The 19,268-nt window shown below is 68.5% G+C and carries 15 protein-coding genes; 8 read left to right on the forward strand and 7 right to left on the reverse strand.

The genetic code is table 11. The features are described 5' to 3' along the window. Nucleotides 1-11: 11 nt before the first annotated feature. On the forward strand, nucleotides 12-902 hold the full coding sequence (locus ACAM57_RS29650; protein ID WP_369659916.1) for a DMT family transporter: 891 nt from the start codon (nucleotides 12-14) through the stop codon (nucleotides 900-902). Between the two features lie 15 nt (nucleotides 903-917). On the opposite strand, the gene ACAM57_RS29655 is transcribed toward ACAM57_RS29650, so the two are convergent. Genes ACAM57_RS29655 through ACAM57_RS29665 form a run of 3 tightly spaced genes read right to left on the reverse strand, consistent with a single transcriptional unit; the run spans nucleotide 918 to nucleotide 4,968 of the window. After that, complete coding sequence (locus ACAM57_RS29655) at nucleotides 918-1,673, reverse strand: GntR family transcriptional regulator (protein WP_126022303.1); 756 nt, start codon at nucleotides 1,671-1,673, stop codon at nucleotides 918-920. Then, nucleotides 1,670-3,439 (reverse strand): glycerol-3-phosphate dehydrogenase/oxidase, encoded by a 1,770-nt coding sequence (locus tag ACAM57_RS29660; protein WP_369659917.1) that lies wholly within the window; start codon nucleotides 3,437-3,439, stop codon nucleotides 1,670-1,672. The genes ACAM57_RS29655 and ACAM57_RS29660 overlap by 4 nt, the downstream gene beginning before the upstream one ends. After that, nucleotides 3,436-4,968 carry an FGGY family carbohydrate kinase gene (locus ACAM57_RS29665; RefSeq protein WP_369659918.1) on the reverse strand — a complete coding sequence of 511 codons (1,533 nt, stop codon included), beginning with the start codon at nucleotides 4,966-4,968 and terminating at the stop codon, nucleotides 3,436-3,438. Before ACAM57_RS29665 ends, ACAM57_RS29660 begins: the two co-directional genes overlap by 4 nt. A 180-nt stretch (nucleotides 4,969-5,148) precedes the next feature. Here ACAM57_RS29665 and ACAM57_RS29670 point away from each other — a divergent pair, with 180 nt between their 5' ends. The 7 genes from ACAM57_RS29670 (at nucleotide 5,149) to atpE (ending at nucleotide 16,106) form a co-directional block, all read left to right on the forward strand. Next, complete coding sequence (locus ACAM57_RS29670) at nucleotides 5,149-6,195, forward strand: substrate-binding domain-containing protein (protein WP_369659919.1); 1,047 nt, start codon at nucleotides 5,149-5,151, stop codon at nucleotides 6,193-6,195. 5 nt (nucleotides 6,196-6,200) lie between these two features. Next, on the forward strand, nucleotides 6,201-7,715 hold the full coding sequence (locus ACAM57_RS29675; protein WP_369662494.1) for a sugar ABC transporter ATP-binding protein: 1,515 nt from the start codon (nucleotides 6,201-6,203) through the stop codon (nucleotides 7,713-7,715). Further along, nucleotides 7,712-8,752 carry an ABC transporter permease gene (locus ACAM57_RS29680; RefSeq protein ID WP_126022307.1) on the forward strand — a complete coding sequence of 347 codons (1,041 nt, stop codon included), beginning with the start codon at nucleotides 7,712-7,714 and terminating at the stop codon, nucleotides 8,750-8,752. Before ACAM57_RS29675 ends, ACAM57_RS29680 begins: the two co-directional genes overlap by 4 nt. Continuing rightward, a complete protein-coding gene (locus ACAM57_RS29685; RefSeq protein ID WP_240650653.1) occupies nucleotides 8,749-9,762 on the forward strand; it encodes an aldo/keto reductase in 1,014 nt (337 codons plus the stop codon). The genes ACAM57_RS29680 and ACAM57_RS29685 overlap by 4 nt, the downstream gene beginning before the upstream one ends. A 54-nt stretch (nucleotides 9,763-9,816) precedes the next feature. Next, nucleotides 9,817-10,668 carry a class I fructose-bisphosphate aldolase gene (locus ACAM57_RS29690; protein ID WP_369659920.1) on the forward strand — a complete coding sequence of 284 codons (852 nt, stop codon included), beginning with the start codon at nucleotides 9,817-9,819 and terminating at the stop codon, nucleotides 10,666-10,668. A 229-nt stretch (nucleotides 10,669-10,897) separates the two neighbouring features. Further along, nucleotides 10,898-15,604, forward strand: coding sequence for an RICIN domain-containing protein (locus tag ACAM57_RS29695; RefSeq protein WP_369659921.1), 4,707 nt, complete (start codon nucleotides 10,898-10,900; stop codon nucleotides 15,602-15,604). Nucleotides 15,605-15,866: 262 nt separating this feature from the next. Further along, entirely contained in the window at nucleotides 15,867-16,106 is a 240-nt protein-coding gene (atpE, locus tag ACAM57_RS29700; RefSeq protein WP_012745530.1) for a F0F1 ATP synthase subunit C, read from the forward strand. Between the two features lie 28 nt (nucleotides 16,107-16,134). Here atpE and ACAM57_RS29705 read toward each other — a convergent pair whose 3' ends face one another. From ACAM57_RS29705 to ACAM57_RS29720, 4 genes are all read right to left on the reverse strand, one after another. Continuing rightward, a complete protein-coding gene (locus tag ACAM57_RS29705; protein WP_369659922.1) occupies nucleotides 16,135-16,752 on the reverse strand; it encodes a class I SAM-dependent methyltransferase in 618 nt (205 codons plus the stop codon). A gap of 7 nt (nucleotides 16,753-16,759) precedes the next feature. Beyond that, nucleotides 16,760-17,473, reverse strand: a complete 714-nt coding sequence (locus ACAM57_RS29710) for an SDR family oxidoreductase (protein ID WP_369659923.1) — start codon at nucleotides 17,471-17,473, stop codon at nucleotides 16,760-16,762. Between the two features lie 163 nt (nucleotides 17,474-17,636). Continuing rightward, nucleotides 17,637-18,245, reverse strand: a complete 609-nt coding sequence (locus ACAM57_RS29715; protein ID WP_369659924.1) for a glutathione S-transferase — start codon at nucleotides 18,243-18,245, stop codon at nucleotides 17,637-17,639. Nucleotides 18,246-18,282: 37 nt separating this feature from the next. Then, nucleotides 18,283-19,182, reverse strand: coding sequence for an acyl-CoA thioesterase II (locus tag ACAM57_RS29720; RefSeq protein WP_184640193.1), 900 nt, complete (start codon nucleotides 19,180-19,182; stop codon nucleotides 18,283-18,285). Nucleotides 19,183-19,268: the final 86 nt, after the last annotated feature.

Below are 19,268 nucleotides of genomic sequence, written 5' to 3' on the forward strand. Positions count from 1 at the left end.
AATCGCGCCCCATGCCCTCCTTCACCCCGCGCCAGTTCGTCATCCTCGTTCTCCTGACCCTCGCCTGGGGTTTCAACTGGCCGGTGATGAAGCTCGGCGTGGCCGACTATCCGCCGCTGGGCTTCCGCGCGATCTCGATCTGGCTCGGGCTGCCGGTGCTGGCCGTCGCGCTGGTGTGGCTCAAGGTGCCGTTCCGCGTGCCTCGCAGCGCATGGCCCGAGCTGGTGTGGCTGGGCGCCACCAACATGTTCGTCTGGCACGCCTGCATCATCCTCGCGGTGAAGGCGCTCTCGGGCGGGCGCGCGGCGATCCTGGGCTACACGATGCCGGTGTTCTCCGCCGTCATCGGTGCGCTGCTCTTCTCTGCGGCGCTCACGCGGCGCGCATGGCTGGGCGTGGGTGCCTGCGCGATCGGCGTGGGGCTCTTGCTGTGGCACGAGCTCACGAACCTCTCTGGCCGGCCCGGCTACGTGGCCCTGGCACTGGTGGCCGCAGCCACATGGGCGCTGGGCACGCAGCTTCTGCGCCACACGCGCATCGGCCTGCCTACGCTCACGCTCTCGTTCTGGATGACGGCGATGACTGCGGTGGTGATGACGGTGCTGTCGCTGCTCTTCGAGCGCGACCAGCTCTACTGGCCCAACGACGTGACGTGGGCTTCCATCGGCTACAACGCGGTGCTCATCTTCGGCTTCGCGCACGCCGCATGGTTCTACCTCGCGCGCGGCCTGCCACCCATCGCTTCGACGCTGAGCGTGATGTTCATTCCGGTGCTCGGCGTGTTCAGCGGCGCGGTGTGGCTGGGCGAGGTCGTGCACTGGCAGGACTGGGTGGCGGTCGCGCTGATGGTGGTCGCCATCGCCTCGGTGCTCTGGCCCTCGCGCAGCGCGGCGAAGGCCTGAGCGCGCCTTCTTTTTTCAGGTCGTCGTCTGCACGTGCAGGCGGCTGGTCTTGCAGCGGTGCAACGCCCGGTAGTGCTCCAGCGGCCTGCCGTTGGCGCCGTAGGCGATCGACTCGATGCGCAGCAGCGGCTCCGGCTGTGGCAGGTTGAGCAGCTCGCAGGTATCGGCATCGGGCAGCACGGCGTCGATCCAGCGTTCGGCGCGCACCAGGCGCAGCCCGTACTGGCGGCGCAGCACGTCGTAGAGCGAGCGGTCGTCCAGGCGCGTGCGGTGCAGGCCGGGCGCGAGGTCGGCGGGCACCACGGTCTCCACCAGCAGTCGCAGTTCGCCGTCGACGCTGCGCAGGCGCTTGAGCGCCACCACCTGCGTGTCGTCGGTCAGGCCGAGCGAGGCGGCTTCCTGCTCGGTGGGCGCGCGCAGCTCCTGCGTGAGGATCTGCGTGCGCACCGAGCGGCCCTTGCGCTCCATCTCGTCGGAGAAGCCGAGCACGGTGGAGACGAAGTCTTCGTCGCGCTCGCGCGCCGACACGAAGGCGCCGCGGCCCTTGATCTTGTAGATGAGGTTGTTGCGCACCAGGTCGGCCAGCGCCTCGCGCACCACGATGCGCGAGATGCCGAACTGCTCGCCCAGCTCGGCCTCGGACGGCAGCTTGGCGCCGATGGGCAGCACGCCCTGCAGGATCTGCATGCGAAGCGCGTCGCGGAACTGGGCCCACAGCGGGGACTCGGAGTCGCGGTCGAGCACGGTCGAAATTTCGGTCGGAGAGTTCACGTCGAAGCTTGGCCCAGGGCCTGAGGAGTCATCAATGATGCATCGAAAGATGCGGGCGCATCCGCGGCCACCGGCGAAAGCCGCACGCCGTGGCGTTCGCGCAGGGCGGTGGCACAGGCCTGCAGCTCCGCGTGCTGCTGCGCGGCGTCCCAGCCCAGCGCATCGGCGGCGATGCCTGCGATCTCGGCGAGCGCGGCATCGGTGACCAGCCCGCGGATGGCCAGCAGCGTGCGGCGGATCACGAGGTCGTCGAGATGCACCACGCCGGTCTCGAGGCAGAGGTACGAAAGCTCGGCCACCGAATAGCCCGGCGCGTGGCGCAGCGGCATGTCGCCCGATGCGGCGAGGCGCTGCGCCAGCGGCAGGGCCTTCGATCCGTAGCGCTTCAGCAGCACCTGCGCGCGCGTGCGGCTCATGCCCGAGGCGGCGACCAGGCGATCGAGAAAACGCTCGACGGCCTGCGCATCCACCGGCAGTTCGGCGCCGCCGCCGATGGGCAGCATGTCGGTCGAGGCTGTGCGGGGACGGCCAAGTTGCTTCAGCACTTCATTGACCGCCTCCTCCGCGAGCGCGCGGAAGGTCGTCCACTTGCCGCCGACCAGGCCGACCACCGGAATGTCGCGCGTGGCGCTGGGCGGATCGAGCACCACCGAATGGTCGCGCGAGATCTGCCCCGGCTTGTCGGCGTCGGAGCGCGCAAGGGGCCGCACGCCGACGTAGGTGTAGACCACGTCGCCACGTCCGAAGCGCAGGTTGGGGAACACCTCGGCCAGCACTTCGAGCAGGTAGTCGACCTCCTCGGGCTCGGTCTCGATCCTGTCGGGGTCGTCCACCGGGATGTCGGTGGAGCCCACGAGCACGCGGTCGAGAAAGGGATAGACGATGCACACGCGCCCGTCCACCGCCTCGAAGTAGGCCATGCGGCCCTGCAGCGCATCGCGCAGCGCGGGATGGTCGAGCACGAGGTGCGAGCCCTTGGTGCCCATCACGCGCGGGCCGGCGCCGCCGAGCACCGCCGTGCTGCGGTCCAACCACGCGCCGCTGGCATTGACCACGGTGTCGGCCGTCACGCGCACCAGCGCGCCAGTGATCTCGTCGCGCAGCGTGATGATGTTGCCCGCGCAGCCCATCACGCGGCAGTAATTGGCCGCGGCCGAGCGCGGCTGGTCGCGGCAGGCGTCGCCAATGAGTTCGAGGATGAGCCACTCCGGGTGGCTGATCCATGCGTCGAAGAAGGTGGCCGTCCAGCGCACCGCGGAGCGGAACAGGCTGCGGTCATTCGGCGGCACGCGGCTGATGCGGTGGTTGGGCATCACGCGCTGTCGGCGGCCCAGCAGGTCGTACAGGCGCAGGCCCGCGGCCACCGCCAGCAGCCCGCGCGTGCGCTGCGGCGGCGTGCGGCCGAAGAACTTGAGCGCGCTGCTCATGAGGCCGCCGAAGAAGCTCGACAGCGGCACCACCGTCTTCAGCGGCTGAACCAGGTGCGGCGCGTTGCGCAGCAGCAGGTTGCGCTCGCGCGTGGCCTCGGCCACCAGCGAGAAGCTGCCGTTCTCCAGGTAGCGCAGGCCGCCGTGGATCATGCGCGAGGGCGCGCTGCTGGCGCCCGCGCTGAAGTCGCCCTTGTCGACGATGAGGCAGTCCACGCGCTGCAGGCACAGGTCGCGGAACACGCCCACGCCGTTGATGCCGGCACCGATGATGACGGTGGAGAAATGACGGTCCGCGAGCGATGCAGGGCGCACGAAGGGCAGTTGCCACGCGCTCATCGGGAGACCTCCGCGCTGCGCGCTGCGGTGCTGTCGGCGGCGGCCGTCACGCCGCCCGCCAGATGGGAAAACACAGGAGACATGGTGTCGATCAGTTCGTTGAAGCCGGCGTTGAAGTCGGCATGGGCGCGCGCCTGAGCGCCGTCGGGTTCGACGATGTCGCAGGGCGCGAGCAAGGCGCTGCCCTGCTCCGCGCGGTCGATGCCTTGCGACATGGCGGCATGGATGGCGGCGCCGCGCGCGCCGGTTTCGTCGTCGGCGCAGCGCTCGACCGGGTGGCCGAGCAGGCCTGCGAGCAAACGCACGAGGCGCGTGTCGCTCGCGCCGCCGCCGAGCACGGTGCACGCGGACACCGGCAGTCCGCAGGCCGCGAGCCGCCCGAGGTGGCGCGCATGCAGCGCGGCCACCGCATCGACCACCGCGCGCGCCATGTCGCCGCGCGTGTGATGGCTCTTGAGGCCGACGAAGCCCGCCGTCACTCCGCCACCGCCGTTGACGAAAGGCAGGAAACGCAGGCCGCCCGCGCCGAGCGGCACCGACATCGCGAGGTCGACCACCGCACGCGCATCGGGCAGGCCGAGCACGCCGGCCAGCCACGCGATGTTGGCCATCGACGAGGGGCTGTTCTCCATGTAGAGCCGCTTGTCCTCGCGGCCGAAATTCACGACGGCGGCCACCGCGGGCTGGGGCTCGATCACCGGCCCGATGACGGCGTTGACGCACCAGGTGCCGAAGACCGACACCGCGCGCGAACGCCCTTCGGCGCAGATCGCGGTCATCGATGCAAGCAGGTCGATGGCGCCCATCGCCACCGGAATGCCCGCTGGCAGGCCGCACAGCGCGGCTTCGGAAGGCCGCAGCCTGCCGAGGAGTTCGCCGCTGGGCACCAGCGGGCCGAAGACGCGAGGGCCGAGATCGGCGATGCCCGAAGCATCGAAGGCCGCCTGCGACCACGTGCCCGTCGCGATCGACACCAGCCCGGCCGTGCTCGCATCGCTGGCATCGGTGGCGATCTCGCCGGTCAGCAGGAAGCCGAGGTAGTCCTTCGCGAACAGCAGCCGGCGCACCGCGCCGCGCTGCACGGCGTCGGTGCCCAGCAACTCGGCCGCGATCACGGTGGGCTGGCCGGGCCAGGGCTGGCAGCCCACGTCGGCGAAGAGCGCCGGGCCGTGGCTCAGAGCGAGCGAGCGGGCGCGCGCGTCGGCGCGCTGGTCGGTGGAGGCGATGGCGCGTCCGCCCACGAGCTCGTTGCGTGCATCGAGCGCGTAGAGCCCCGCGCCGTGGCCGGTGCAGCCGATGGCGCGGACCTCCGACACGCGGTCTCCGAGTTGATGGGCGACGTCGCGCAGGACGTGGGTCAGCGCGGCGCGGATCGCCGAGGCCCCCACTTCGCATCCCCCTCCGGGCAGCCGGTCGTGCGGCAATGGCATTCGTGACAGGGCGACGCTGCGGCCACTCCCGGCTTCCAGGGCCAGGGCTTTCAGGCTGCTCGACCCCATGTCGATGCCGATCAGTATGTTTGGCTTCATGTCATAACAGCTTCGGCTGAATAAAAGCGGCCTGCCAGTAGCGTTTCCCCTAGTTATCCCTTCAAATGGCCAGCGCGTACATTCTAGCCTGTCATAACAACTGATGTGACAACAAGGTTCCGAGAGCTGCCCTGAAAAGCGGCATCCACAAGCTGTGCACCCAACGTGAGGAGACAAAGAATGAGGCGTAATTTCCTGAAGTCCGCCGCCGCAGCCGGCATCGGCCTGGCCGGCGCGAGCGCGTTCGCGCAGCAGCAGGCGGCTGCCCCCACGGCCGGCGGCGGCCTGCGCGGCAACCCCAGCGACGTCTACGTGATGAACGTGATGGTGTCGGGGGTCGAGTACTGGTTTCCGGTCTACGAAATGATGAAGCAGCTCGGCCGCACGCTGGGCGTGAAGACGCGCTACACCGGCACGCCCGAGTACGACGTGAACAAGCAACTGGCGTCCTTCGAGCAGGAACTGGCGCGCAAGCCCGCGGGCATCCTGCTGCACCCGATGAACCCCGACCCGTTCATCGAGCCGATCAACCGCGCCGCGGCGATGGGCATCCCCGTCGTCACCTTCGCGGCCGACTCGCCCAACTCCAAGCGCACCTCGTTCGTCACCTCCGACAACGACCGCGAGGGCAACCAGGCAGCCGACGCCATAGCCGCCTCGCTGGGCGGCAAGGGCGAATACGCGGTGCTGGAGAACCCGGGCCAGGACAACCACGACCGCCGCATCGCCGCCTTCGTCAACCGCATGAAGACGAAGCACCCCGGCATGAAGCTGGTGGGCCGCGCCGCCAGCAACCAGGACCCGAACAAGGCCTACCAGGCGGTGCTGAGCCTCGCGCAGGCCAACCCGAACCTGGGCGCCCTCTTCATGCCCGAGGCCAACTCGGCCCTGGGCGCGGCACAGGCCAAGGTGGAGACCAAGAAGAACATCAAGGTGATGTGCTGCGACGTGAACGCCAAGATCCTCGACATGATCAAGTCGGGCGACGTGTTCGGCGCCATCAACCCCAACCAGGGCATGCAGGGCTACATGGGCATGATGATGCTGTTCCTGGCCAAGAACCCCGGCCTCATCGACCCGATGAACGACGCCAAGCGCAACGGCACCAACCCGATGGCCGTGCCCTTCCTGGACAACGGGCTGTCGGTGGTCAGCAAGGCCAACGCCGACGACTTCTACTGGGACAAGTACCTCGCCCGCCGCGGCACCAAGGGAATCGGCGAGTGAACGCAGTGGGCGCATTGCTCGAACTGCGCGGCATCAGCAAGCGCTTCGGCGCTTCGCGCGCGCTCACGGGCGTGGACTTCTCGCTGCGCCGCGGCGAGATCCACGCCCTTTGTGGCGAGAACGGCGCGGGCAAGTCCACGCTGATGAACATCATCGACGGCATCCACCAGCCGGACGAAGGCACCATCTCGCTGGACGGCCAGGCGGTTGTCATCGACGGCCCCGCGCATGCGATGCGCCTGGGCATCGGCTTGGTGCACCAGGAGATCGCCCTGTGCGGCGACGCCACGGTGGCCGAGAACATCTTCATGCCGGAGATCAACGCCGGCAGGAGCGCGTGGATGAACTACGCGAACCTCAACGAACGCGCCGCCAGGGTGCTTGAGCGGCTGGGGCAGGACGTCGATCCCGCCGCGCTGGTGAAGGACCTGAGCATCTCCACGCAGCAGCTCATCGAGATCGCGAAGGCGCTCACGCTCGACTGCAAGGTGCTGATCCTCGACGAGCCCACCGCCGCGCTCACCGACAACGAATCGGCCGCGCTCTTCAGGGTGCTGCACGACCTCAAGGCGCAGGGCATCGGCATCATCTACATCAGCCACCGCATGGCGGAGATCTTCGCGAACTGCGACAGCGTCACGGTGCTGCGCGACGGCCGCAACGTACACACGGGCCCGCTGGCCGAGCTCGACGCCGACGGCCTGGTGCGCCGCATGGTCGGGCGCGACCTGGGCAACTACTACCCGCCCAAGCAGGAAGAACCCGCATCGGGCGAGCACGTGCTCGAGGTGACGGACATCGCCGACGGCGAACGCGTGCACGGCGTGTCGTTCAGGCTGAAGCGCGGCGAGATCCTCGGCATCGCGGGCCTCATGGGCGCCGGCCGCAGCGAGCTCGCCGAGACCATCTGCGGCTTGCGCACGCCGCGCGGTGGCAGCGTGCGGCTGCGCGGCAGGCCGCTCGCCATCCGCAAGTACAGCGACGCGCTGCGCGAAGGCATCGCCTACCTCAGCGAAGACCGCAAGGCGGCGGGCGTGTACCTCGATCTGCCCATCGCGCAGAACATCGCCTCGATGGCGCTCGCGCGCGTCAGCTCGCGCTTCGGCCTGCTGCAGCGCGCGGCCGAGCACAAGCTGGCCGTGAGCCTCGGCGCGCGGCTCAAGCTCAAGTCGGACGGCGTGGACATCGACGTGGCCAGCCTCTCCGGCGGCAACCAGCAGAAGGTGGCCATCGCCAAGCTGCTGGCCACCAATCCCTCGGTGCTGCTGATGGACGAGCCCACGCGCGGCGTGGACGTGGGCGCCAAGTCGGAGATCCACCACATCCTGCGCGACCTGGCCAGCCAGGGCGTGGGCGTGATCGTGATCTCCTCGGAGCTGCCCGAGATCATCGGCCTGTGCGACCGCGCGCTGGTGATCCGCGACGGCCGGCTCGCCGGCGAGGTGCAAGACAAGGACATGACGGAAGAGGCTCTGCTGCGGCTGGCCTCGGGACTTTGCGAAGAGGAAACGACAGCATGAACTACCCAGCACAACTGGACGCGGGAGCCGCCGGCCTTGCGCCACGACAGACGACCGAGGGAGGAGGAAAGGGAGGCCCCGTGAAACCCGCCAGCAAGCTCGCCAGCATGCGCGAGCTGGGCCTGTTGATCATCATCGCGGCGCTGTGCGTGGGCATGAGCTTCGCGTCGCCCTACTTCCTCACCTGGGACAACGTGCGCGCGATGCTGCTGTCGTTCTCCATCGAGGGCATCGTGGTGGTGGGCATGACCATCCTGCTGATCGTGGGCGGCATCGACCTCTCGGTGGGCTCGGTGGTGTGCTTCGCGATGGTGGTCACCGGCAAGCTCTTCCTCATGGGCTTCGATCCGTGGACGGCGGGGCTCATCGCCATCGCGGCCAGCGCCATGATCGGCGCGATGATCGGTGGCTGCGTCACGCGCATCGGCCTGAACCACTTCATCGCCTCGCTGGCCTTCATGGTGATCGTGCGCGGCCTGTGCCTGGCGCTCACGCAGGGCACGCCGCAGTCGCTGTTCTCGCTGCCGGCGGAGTTCAAGTTCATCGGCCAGGGCACGCTCTTCGGCGTTCCGGCGGTGATCCTGATCTTCCTGGCCATCGTGGTGGTGAGCGATTTCGTGCTTCGCCGTTCCTCGCTGCTGCGCCGCGTGTTCTACACCGGCAGCAACGAGAAGGCCGCGCTTTACTCCGGCATCCGCGTGGGCCACGTCAAGTTCTGGGTCACGGTGCTGTGCGCCGCGTCGGCCGGGCTCGCGGGCGTGATCTACACCGCGCGCTTCGGCGCCGCCACGCCCACCTTCGGCGTGGGCATGGAGCTCAACGTGATCGCAGCCGCGGTGATCGGCGGCGCCAGCCTGAAGGGCGGCTCGGGCACGGTGCTCGGCGCGGTGCTGGGCCTGGCGCTGCTGTCGGTGGTGACCAGCTCGCTGATCCTGCTGGACGTGTCGCCCTACTGGCAGGACGTGATCAAGGGCCTGATCCTGCTCGCGGCCGTGACCATCGACCACCTCATGAACACGAGAAAGACCAAGCGATGAGCAACAGCAGCACCATCAACGCATCGGACATGAAGAAGACCGTTCTCGGCCCCTCGGGCATCGAGTGCTCGGCCATCGGCCTGGGCACCTGGGCCATGGGCGGATGGATGTGGGGCGGCGGCGACAACGCGGCCGCCGTGCTCGCAATACAGGCCTCACTGGACGCGGGCGTGAACCTGATCGACACCGCGCCGGCCTACGGCCTGGGCCGCTCCGAGAGCATCGTCGGCACCGCGCTCAAGGGCCGCCGCCACGAGGCGGTAATCGCCACCAAGTGCGGGCTGGTGTGGCACACCCAACAGGGAACGCACTTCTTCGAAGAAGACGGCCACCCGGTGTACCGCTACCTCGGGCGCGAGTCGATCATCCATGAGGCCGAAGAGAGCCTGAAGCGCCTGCAGACCGACTACATCGACCTCTACATCACGCACTGGCAGGACGCCACGACGCCCGTGGCCGAGACCATGGACGCGCTGCTCGAGCTCAAGAAGCAGGGAAAGATCCGCGCCATCGGCGTGAGCAACGTGAGCCCCGAGACGCTGGCCGAATACCTTCGCTACGGCCCCGTCGACGCGGCGCAGGAGCGCTACAGCCTGATCGACCGCGAGATCGAGCAGACGCTGGTGCCGCTGTGCACCGAGCACGACGTGGCGGTGCTGGGCTACTCCTCGCTCGCGCTGGGCCTGCTCGCCGGCCCCATCGACCCGGAGCGCAAATTCACCGGCGACGACCAGCGCGCCACCAACCCGCGCTTCAGCGCGCAGAACCGCGCGAAGCTCGCGGCCTTCTTCGAGGAACTGGAGCCGCTGCGCAGGCAGCTCGAATGCTCCTTCGGCCAGCTCATGATCGCCTGGACGCTGGCGCGCGGCAGCGTGTCGGTCGCGCTGTGCGGCGCGCGCGCCAGCAAGCAGGCCATCGAGAACGCAGGCGCCGGCTCGGTGCGCCTGCACGACGCTGCGCTGCAGCTGATCGACAGCGCAGCGAGCAGGCACCTGGGCTCGCTCGGCTGAGCAGCCCTCCTCCCTCTTTTCTGTCACACACCAACAAGCAAGGACTCTTTTCGTATGTCGAAGGACAAGACCGCACGCCTGAACCGGCTGCTCAACAACGGGCGCTGCCTGGATATCGCGCTCGACCATGGCGTGTGCAATGAGCCCAGCTTCCTCGACGGGCTGGAAGACATGCCCTCGGTGATGGAGCGTCTGCTGGCCGCCGGCCCCGACGCGATCCAGCTCAACTACGGCCAGTCCGACCTGCTGCAGGACCGCCCGGGCCGCGACAAGCCGGCCCTCGTGATGCGCATCGACATGGGCAACCCCTACAACGCCACGCGGCATCGCGTGATGTGGGCGGTGCTGCAGAACGAGCACGACCCGGTGCTGCCGGCGGTGCAGCAGGACGCCGCCTGCGTGGTGGTCAACCTCTTCATGCTGCCCGACGAACCCGACCTGTTCCGCCAGTGCGTGCAGAACATCGCCCGCGTGCGCGCCGACTGCGACCGCTACGGCATGCCGCTGATGATCGAGCCGTTGGTGATGCAGGCGCCCTCCGCCGGCAGCCGCTACTCGGTGGACGGCGACGCCGAGAAGATCGTCACGCTGGTGCGCCTGGCGCGCGACATGGGCGCCGACATCGTCAAGGCGGACCCCACCACCGACCCCAGGGACTTCCACCGCGTGGTGCAGGCCGCGCGCTGCCCCGTGCTCGTGCGCGGCGGCGGGCGCGAGGACCTGCAACAGGTGTTCGCGCGCTCGCGCGTGCTGATGGACGAAGGCGCCGTCGGCATGGTGTACGGGCGCAACGTCTACCAGCACGGCAATCCGTCGGCGGTGGTGGACGCGCTGATGGCCATGATCCACCGGGGCGCCAGCGCCAAGGAGGCATGGGACATCTACGAATCGGGTGGCGCGAAATGACATGACGAAGACGCGCCCTCTTTAGGAGGAAGAAAAAAGAAGGAAGAGAGCTCACGGCGGGCGACGGATGCGTCGCCCGCCGGGGTGCGTCCTGCGCGCGCGTTTTCCTGCCACGCGCGCAGGCGGGCAAGGAAGAGACGAGAGAGACAACGAGACAAGACAAACACGGAGTTAGCTGGCCAAGAAGAAAACGGTTCCCCTGCGGACTTCAAACAACCTGGAGGCGACGATGAAAATCCGGTATTACTTGATGGCGTTCCTGCTGCCGTTCGTCACGCTGTTGACGCACGCGGCAATCACCGGGGTCAGTCCGATGACGACCCTGAACAACATGGCGACGGCAGTGGCCGAAGCCGTGGCCGACCCGCTGCCGCTGCAGGGGCCGGGCCTGGGCAATCTCACCTACACATCGGCCGAGCTGTTCAAGCCGGTCTCGATGATCACCAGCGCCGCGCACCCGCTCGACCCCGCGCACAGCAGCGCCTATGAGTCGCGCGAGGTGCCCGCCACCTACCCGGGCCGCAAGGACTACGGCATGAACGCCGGCATCATGGTCAACGGCTACTTCCTGACCTCCTTCGCGCCCGACAGCGGCCTCGGCCCGGGCGGCTTCCTGCTGTACGACATCTCGAACCCGCGGCAGATCAAGCTCGTGAAGAAGATCTACGAGCCCGAAGGCCGCACGCAGGAGTTCCGCGAGACCCACTCCTTCGGCACCGCGAAGATCGGCGGCAAGACGTACGTGGTGCTGCCCAGCATCAACGGCGTGGAGTTCTGGGACTTCACCGACGTCAACGACATCAAGCAGGTCAAGAAGCTCGCGCTGCCCGGCGTCAACGGCGGCGACTACGAGAACGTGGCCTGGCAGCTCTGGTGGCAGGCCCCCTACCTGTACGTGGCCTCGGCCGGCCGCGGCATCTTCATCGTCGATGCCACCGACCCCGCGAACGCCGTGGTGGCGAACCGCGGCGCAGGCAAGCCGAACCCGGTGCCCACCGGGGAACTCGGCGGCTTTCGCATCGGCCCGATCTTCACGATGGGCAACCACATGGTGCTGACCTCGATGGACAACACCGCGGGCTTCTCCAGCCTCGACATATCCGACCCGCTGAACCCCAAGGTGCTGGACACTGTGGGCTCCAACCCCAACTACTACGCCACCTGCTTCGATGGCAAGACGCTGCATGCCTCGGCGCGCGGCGGCGGGGCGAAGATGTACAGCTACGACCTGAGCGACCGCTCCAAGTTCGTGGCCGAGGACAACCGCCTCGTCATCGACGAGCAGCTCTATTGCGCCACGCAGGACAACTACGTCATCCAGGGCGCGCAGACGTACATCCACAAGGTCGACGTGAGCAATCCGCTGAACCACGTCGAGGTGGGCCGCGGCAGCATCCTGCGCGAGGACGACCCCAACTTCTCGCACTCCGACAACGGCCAGGTCGCGATGTTCGGCAACCTGGTCTTCGTGGGCAACGACCACGGCTCGGGCAGCGGCTTCGTCGTGCACCAGGTCGACCCCGACACCACCAAGCCGGAGGTGCGGCAGGTCTCGCCCGCCAACAACGCCAAGCAGCAGGCGCTGACCTCGCGCATCGGCCTGGGCATGAGCGACAGCATCCTGCCCGAGAGCGTGAATTCCAACACCTTCATCGTGCGCCCGGTGGGCGGCAACACGCTGGCGGGCACCTACAGCGTGCAGCTGGGCATCATCAACTTCCACCCCGCGCAGCCGCTGCAGCCGGGCACCAGCTATGAAGTGTTCCTGCCGGCCAACGGCGTGAAGGACTATGCGGGCAACGCCATCGGCGCGGACTACAAGTCGGTGTTCCACACCGGCAACGCCGCCGAGATCGGCCTGATGCACTACTGGACGCTGGCGGGCAACCTCTCCGACCAGATCGGCGCCAACAACGGCACGCCCGCCACCGGCGACGCCTTCGAGAGCATCGGCCTGAACTTCGCGAACCGCACCGCCGGCGTGACGCTCAAGAGCGACACCGTGGCCACCGTGCTCGGCGGCAGCGCCTCGGTGAGCTTCTACATGAAGACCACGCAGACCGGCGGCGGCAACTCCTGGACGGCGCCCGGCATCTTCGGCCGCGACCAGGCCTCCGGCACCGACGACGTGTTCTGGGGTTGGCTCGACAACGGCGGGCGCATCAAGCTCTCGGTGGGCAACGACGGCGGCACCACCTCCACGGCGGCGGTGAACGACGGCACCTGGCACCACGTCGTGATGACGCGCGACGCAGCCTCCGGGGCGCAGGCCGTGTACGTCGACGGAGCCAAGACCACATCCACCGGCCCCACGGGCAACAAGGGCCTGTCGAACAAGTTCGCGCTGCTGGGCCAGATCCAGGGCAACGCGGCGCTCTTCAAGGGCACGCTGGCGGAAGTGCGCGTCTACGGCCGCGTGCTCAGCGATACCGACGTGAGCACGCTGCGCAGCCAGGCCATCATCGGCGACCCCGGCATCGGCGGCGGGCCCAAGCTGGTCAACGGCCAGCTGGTGTTCAACCCGGCCACGCTGGGCAGCAGCGGCGCGCAGTACCGCTGGAACTTCGGCGACGGCACGCAGACCGCCTACTCGAACCAGCCGAACTACACCTACACCTACACGCGCCCCGGCCACTTCACGGTGACGCTGACGGTGAAGGACGCCAACGGCCGCGAGACCTTCTACACCTACAACCTCACGGTGATCATGCCGGTGACGGCGAAGGCGCCCACGCACACCACCAACATCGCGGGCGACGCGAACTCGGTGTACTCGGTCAACCCCGACAGCGGCACGGTCGCCGCCATCGACTCGCAGAGCCTGGTCAAGCGCTGGGAAGTGCGCGTGGGCGACGAACCGAAGACGCTGGCCGTCGGCCCCGACGGGCGCATCTGGGTCGCGGTGCAGGGCGAGGACAAGCTGGTGGTGCTCAACGCCGCCGACGGCAGCCTCTCGGCCACCGTGCCGCTGGCCTACGGTAGCGGCCCCTACGGCGTGGCCTTCACGCCCGACGGCACGAAGGGCCTGCTGACGATGGAGAGCAAGTCGGTGCTGATGAGCTTCAACCCGAGCACCGGCGCCACCACCGGCGCGGTCGCGCTCGACGGCGCGCTGCGCGGCATCGCGGTCGAGTCGGGCTCTCAGGTGGCCTACGTCACGCGCTTCAAGTCGAAGATGACGGGTGGCCAGCTGCACAAGGTGAACCTGCAGAGCATGAGCGCCATGAGCACCATCGCGCTGCCGGTCGACACCACCACCATCGACACCGAGAACCGCGCGCGCGGCGTGGCCAACTACCTGAGCCAGGTGGTGATCTCGCCCGACGGCGCACGCGCCGTGCTGCCCTCGAAGAAGGACAACATCGTGCGCGGCAAATTCCGCGACGGCAACAACCTGGTGCACGACCAGACGGTGCGCTCCATCCTGTCGCAGGTCAACCTGCAGACGGCGGCGGAGGAGTTCGGCGAGCAGATCGACTTCGACGACCGGGCGCCGGCACGCGCGGCGCTCTTCTCTCCCTCGGGCGACTACCTGTTCGTCGCGCAGATGGAAGGCAACCGCGTCGCCATCGTCGATCCGTACAGCCGCGCGGTGCGCGGCGAGATCAACGCCAGCAGCGCGCCGCACGGCCTGTACCTCGACACGGTGCGCAAGCGCCTGTTCGTCAACAACTTCCTGGCGCGCTCGGTGACGGTGCACGACGTGGCGACGGTGCTGTCGTCGGAGACCAACGTGCCGACCTTCCTGCAGACCGTGTCGACGGTGGCGGCGGAGCCCATGTCGCCGGCCGCGCTGCGCGGCAAGCAGGTGTTCTACAACGCGTCGGATCGCCGCATGAGCAAGGACAACTACATCTCCTGCGCGAGCTGCCATGCGGACGGCGGCGACGACGGCATGGTGTGGGACTTCACCCAGCGCGGCGAAGGCCTGCGCCGCACCATCAGCCTGCAGGGCCGGCGCGGCCTGGGCCACGGCAAGCTGCACTGGACGGCCAACTTCGACGAGGTGCAGGATTTCGAGAACGACATCCGCAACGAGTTCGGCGGCACCGGCTTCCTGACCAACGCGGACTTCGCGGCCACTTCCGACCCGCTGGGCGCGCCCAAGGCCGGCAAGAGCGCGCAGCTCGACGACCTGGCGGCCTACCTGACCTCGCTGACCAAGTACATGCGCAGCCCGGCGCGTGCGGCGGACGGCAGCCTCAGCGTGGACGCGGCGCGCGGCCAGACCGTGTTCAACACGGCCCAGTGCGCGACCTGCCACACCGGCGCCACCTTCCGCGACGGCGTGCGGCACGACGTGGGCACGATCCAGGCCTCCTCGGGCAAGGGCATGAACCAGCCGCTGGCGGGCGTGGGCTTCGACACGCCGACCCTGCTGGGCACGTGGAACACCACCGCGTTCTTCCACAACGGCCAGGCCGCCACGCTGCAGGACGTTCTCACCGGCGGCCACGGCAACGCCTCCAGCCTGCCGGCCAACGACGTGGTGGCGCTGCGCGAGTACGTGCGCTCGCTCGACAACGACCCGACGCCCGTGGTCACGCGCATCCGCTCCAACCACAGCAACCTGTGCGTGAACGTCAAGGGCGCGGCGACCACGAGCGGCACGACGGTGGTGCAGTGGCCGTGCGGCAACGCCGGCAACGAGCGCTTCACCGTGACGCAGCTCGGCGGCGGCTTCGTGCAGTTCAAGGCGGAGCACAGCGGCCTGTGCCTCGCGCAGAGCGGCACCGCGACGACCAATGCGCCCGTGGTTCAACTGGCCTGCACGGCTGGCGACACGACGCAGTGGAGCCTGGTCGGCGCGGCCCTGCGCAACCGGGCCTCGGGTTCGTGCCTGGACGTGCCGAACAATGCGACCGCGCAGGACACGGCGCTGATCACCTGGACCTGCAACGGCGGCAACAACCAGAACTGGACACAGCTGCAGTAGCTAGGCAAACCCCCAGGCTTCGCGCACTTCGTGTCGCTGCGCCAACCCCCTTGCAGGGGGCAACACCTGCGGCCCGGCGAAGCCGGTTCCGCGGTGTTTTGCGAAGGAGCCGCCCGTTCTCACGGGCGGCTTTTTTGTTTGTGCCTCGGCACCTGCTCCATGACCTCACACGTCATGGACCGTGCGCAGCCGCTCTGGGAAAGTACGTCCATCGAGGAAGCGATCAGTGCCTCGATTCACCAACCAACCAGGAGAAAACACCATGACCGGCTTCAACATCCTTCCCCTCGCAGTGGCCCTGCTGATCGGCGTCGCCGCCCTCGGCTCCTGCCTCGGCATCGGACTGGTCGGGCAGAAGTTCCTGGAGAGCACGGCGCGCCAGCCCGAGCTGGTCGACACGCTTCAGACCAAGTTCTTCCTGGTGGCGGGCGTGACCGACGGGGCGTTCATCATCGCGACCGGCATCGGCCTGTGGTTCGCGACGGCCAATCCCTTCGGCTGAGCGGGAACGAGACGACGCGCTCGCCGGTTCAGGGCTGCTGCGGGCGGCGTGCGAGGAAGTAGACCCACGCCTCGTCGTTGCGGCCGATGCGCTCCATCTCCCAGCAGGGGTGCAGGCCGGCCGCCACGAGCTCCGCGGCGAACCGGTCCTTCTCCCAGCACACCGTGTGGTAGTCGCCGTTCTTCTCGCCTTCGCCGACGCGCATTGACACCAGGAAGACGCCGCCGGGCCGGAGCGCGTCGAAGATCTTGCGCAGCACCGCGGCGATCTGCGCGCGATCGACATGGATCAGCACGCACATCGCGAGGACGGCGTCGTAGGGCCCGCCCAGCGCATCGGTCACGACGTCGAGCAGCTCGCCCTTCTTGCCTCGCTGCGCCTGCAGATCGAGAAATGCCTGCGCCGCGTCGGTGCGCCGGACCACGCCGCCCAGGGACTCGACGAAGTCGGCGTCGCGCCCCGGACCGGAACCGACCTCGAGCACGCTGCCGCCCGCGGGCACGTACTCCATCATCCGCCGCATCGAATCCGCGATTTCGGGCTGCAGCGGGTGCCCGGCCACGATCGCGTTGTACTCGCGGGCATGCGCGTCGTAGGACTGGACTGTGCGGCGCGAATTCTCCAGCGCCTGCGCCGGGGTCTTCATGGAGGCCTCACACCGACCGCGTGATGCCACCATCCACGCGCAGGTTTTGTCCGGTGATGTAGCCCGCGCCTTCCGACGCGAGGAAGCCGATGACGGCTGCGATCTCGCTGCTCTTGCCGTAGCGGCCCATCGGAATGCGCGAGCGGAACTCGGCCTTCTCGGGCAGGCTGTCGATGAAGCCGGGCAGCACGTTGTTCATGCGCACGTTCTTCGCCGCGTAGGTGTCGGCGAAGAGCTTGGTGAAGGCCGCGAGCCCGGCACGGAACACGCCCGACGTGGGGAACACCGGATCGGGCTCGAAGGCCGCGAAGGTGGAGATGTTGATGATGACACCACCGCCTTGCTGCACCATCAGCGGCGCGACCAGCCGCGCCGGACGCACCGCGCTCAGCAGGTACACGTCCATGCCGCGGTGCCAGTCTTCGTCGGTGATGTCGAGGATGGGCGCGCGCGGACCGTGGCCGGCGCTGTTGACCAGCACGTCGACACGGCCCCACTGGGCCACCACCTTGTCGACGAGGCGTTTCAGGTCGTCGTTCGACTGGTTCGAGCCCGTCACGCCGATGCCGCCGAGCTCCGCCGCGAGCGCCTCCCCCTTGCCCGACGACGAGAGGATGGCCACGCGGAAGCCGTCCTCCGCGAGCTTGCGTGCCGCGGCGGCACCCATGCCGCTGCCGCCGGCGGTGACGATGGCTACTTTTTTCTGGTCTTCAGAAGACATTCGGGATTCCTTGGTTCATGCGAGAGCTCGCATTTAGCCAAGGATTCGGATCTCCTGCCAAGTGGAGACTTGCGGCCATCTCCGGGGTGCATGCGCAGGCCGCCGGGTACTCCCCTGCACGAATGTCCGCCGTCGGCGCGATCGCACCCCGAGCAAAAAAGACTCAGGCAGTGGGCAGGGTCGCCTGCATGGAAGCCCGCTGGTTGAACGCCTTGAACCACTTCGCGCTGTTCGGTGCTTCGGCGCGCCAGTCCACCGAGGGAAAGCGGAAGTCCATGTAGCCCAGCGCGCAACCGAAGGCGATGGTGCCGATGTCCACGCGGTCGCCGAAGGCCGGCGTGGCGGTTTCCAGCCATTCGAGGCCGGTGCGCACCTTGGCGAGCTGGCCGTCCGTCCAGTCGGACCAGCGCAGTTCCTCGGGGCGCAGCACGTTCTCGTAGCGCGCGAGCAGCGCGGCGCCGGTCATGCCGTCGGCCAGCGCCAGTTCGGTGAGACGGGCCCAGCGCTCCTTGCCGCCGGACGGGAAGAGCTTGCCCGACTGCATGGCATCGAGGTACTCGCAGATCACGCGGCTGTCGAACAGCACCTGGCCATCGTCGGTGATGAAGGTGGGCACCTGGCCCAGCGGGTTCTTCGGGATGATGGTGGCGTCGCGCTTCACCGGGCCGGCCGCGCTGGGCAGCTTCTCGATGCGGTCGGCAACGCCGAGCTCGTGCGCCACGACCATGCACTTGCGCACGAAGGGGGAAGCGGGGGAGAAGAAGATTTTCATGGTGGAGGCCTTGTTTCAGCTGAATCGCCAGAACGCACTATGCGCGAGCCGCCGGCTTTCTGATGCGCAGCATGCCTTCCTGCGCAGCCGAGGCCACGAGCCGCCCGTCGCGCGCGTAGAGGCTGCCACGGCACAGGCCGCGCGCGCCGCCCGCGCTGGGCGAGTCGAGCACGTACAGCAGCCAGTCGTCCATGCGGAAATCGCGGTGGAACCACATCGCGTGGTCGAGGCTCGCGGGGCGCACCTGCCCGCTCATGAAGCTCAGGCCGTGCGGCAGCATGGCGGCGCGCAGCAGTCCGTGGTCGGAGGCGTAGGCCAGCAGCGCGCGGTGCACCATCGGGTCGTCGGGCAGCGGCGCGATGGCGCGCATCCAGATGGCGCTCTGCGCCGAGGTCGGGCGCACCTGCGGCGCGATCAGGTCCTCGGGGTCGACGCGGCGGTATTCGATGCCGTGCGGCTGGATCGCCTTGGTGCGCCAGGGTTCGGGCAGGCGGTCGCCGAGTGCGATGCGCTGGTCGAGCTCGCTGATGAGCCCGTCGGGGCCATCCACCTCGGGCATGTCGAACTGGTGCTCGACGCCTTCGTCCACGGTCTGGAAGGAGGCCGACATCTCGAAGATGATGCGCTCCTGCTGGCGCGCCACCACGTGGCGGGTGGTGAAGCTGCGGCCGTCGCGCACGCGGTCGACGCTGTACTCGATGGGCGCATGCTCGCCCGGCAGCAGGAAGTAGGCGTGCATCGAATGCACCGGGCGCTCGGCCCCCACCGTGAGGCTCGCGGCCATCAGCGACTGGCCCAGCACCTGGCCGCCGAACACGGCCGGCGTGCCGATGTCCTCGCTCTGGGCACGGAAGCGGTCGCCGCCCAGGGGCTCGAGCTGCATGAGCGCGACGAGTTCGTTGACGAGGCGGGCGGCGGTGGCGGGATCGGTGGTCATCGGAGGGGAAAAGCGGTCGGAAAGCGACCCTCGACCATAGCAAAGCCCGCGCCCGCCGGCTGTCGCGGGCCTGTCAGCAGGCCCCC

Origin of the sequence: Variovorax sp. V15, from assembly GCF_041154425.1 — a bacterium.
Classification (GTDB): domain Bacteria; phylum Pseudomonadota; class Gammaproteobacteria; order Burkholderiales; family Burkholderiaceae_C; genus Variovorax; species Variovorax guangxiensis.

Excerpts from the sequence above, each read along its gene's own strand:
- ACAM57_RS29650 (WP_369659916.1), top strand. The coding sequence starts at position 12 with ATGCCCTCCTTCACCCCGCGCCAGTTCGTCATCCTCGTTCTCCTGACC.
- ACAM57_RS29660 (WP_369659917.1), bottom strand. The coding sequence starts at position 3,439 with ATGAGCGCGTGGCAACTGCCCTTCGTGCGCCCTGCATCGCTCGCGGAC.
- ACAM57_RS29665 (WP_369659918.1), bottom strand. The coding sequence starts at position 4,968 with ATGAAGCCAAACATACTGATCGGCATCGACATGGGGTCGAGCAGCCTG.
- ACAM57_RS29670 (WP_369659919.1), top strand. The coding sequence starts at position 5,149 with ATGAGGCGTAATTTCCTGAAGTCCGCCGCCGCAGCCGGCATCGGCCTG.
- ACAM57_RS29680 (WP_126022307.1), top strand. The coding sequence starts at position 7,712 with ATGAACTACCCAGCACAACTGGACGCGGGAGCCGCCGGCCTTGCGCCA.
- ACAM57_RS29685 (WP_240650653.1), top strand. The coding sequence starts at position 8,749 with ATGAGCAACAGCAGCACCATCAACGCATCGGACATGAAGAAGACCGTT.
- ACAM57_RS29690 (WP_369659920.1), top strand. The coding sequence starts at position 9,817 with ATGTCGAAGGACAAGACCGCACGCCTGAACCGGCTGCTCAACAACGGG.
- ACAM57_RS29695 (WP_369659921.1), top strand. The coding sequence starts at position 10,898 with ATGAAAATCCGGTATTACTTGATGGCGTTCCTGCTGCCGTTCGTCACG.
- atpE (WP_012745530.1), top strand. The coding sequence starts at position 15,867 with ATGACCGGCTTCAACATCCTTCCCCTCGCAGTGGCCCTGCTGATCGGC.
- ACAM57_RS29705 (WP_369659922.1), bottom strand. The coding sequence starts at position 16,752 with ATGAAGACCCCGGCGCAGGCGCTGGAGAATTCGCGCCGCACAGTCCAG.
- ACAM57_RS29710 (WP_369659923.1), bottom strand. The coding sequence starts at position 17,473 with ATGTCTTCTGAAGACCAGAAAAAAGTAGCCATCGTCACCGCCGGCGGC.
- ACAM57_RS29715 (WP_369659924.1), bottom strand. The coding sequence starts at position 18,245 with ATGAAAATCTTCTTCTCCCCCGCTTCCCCCTTCGTGCGCAAGTGCATG.
- ACAM57_RS29720 (WP_184640193.1), bottom strand. The coding sequence starts at position 19,182 with ATGACCACCGATCCCGCCACCGCCGCCCGCCTCGTCAACGAACTCGTC.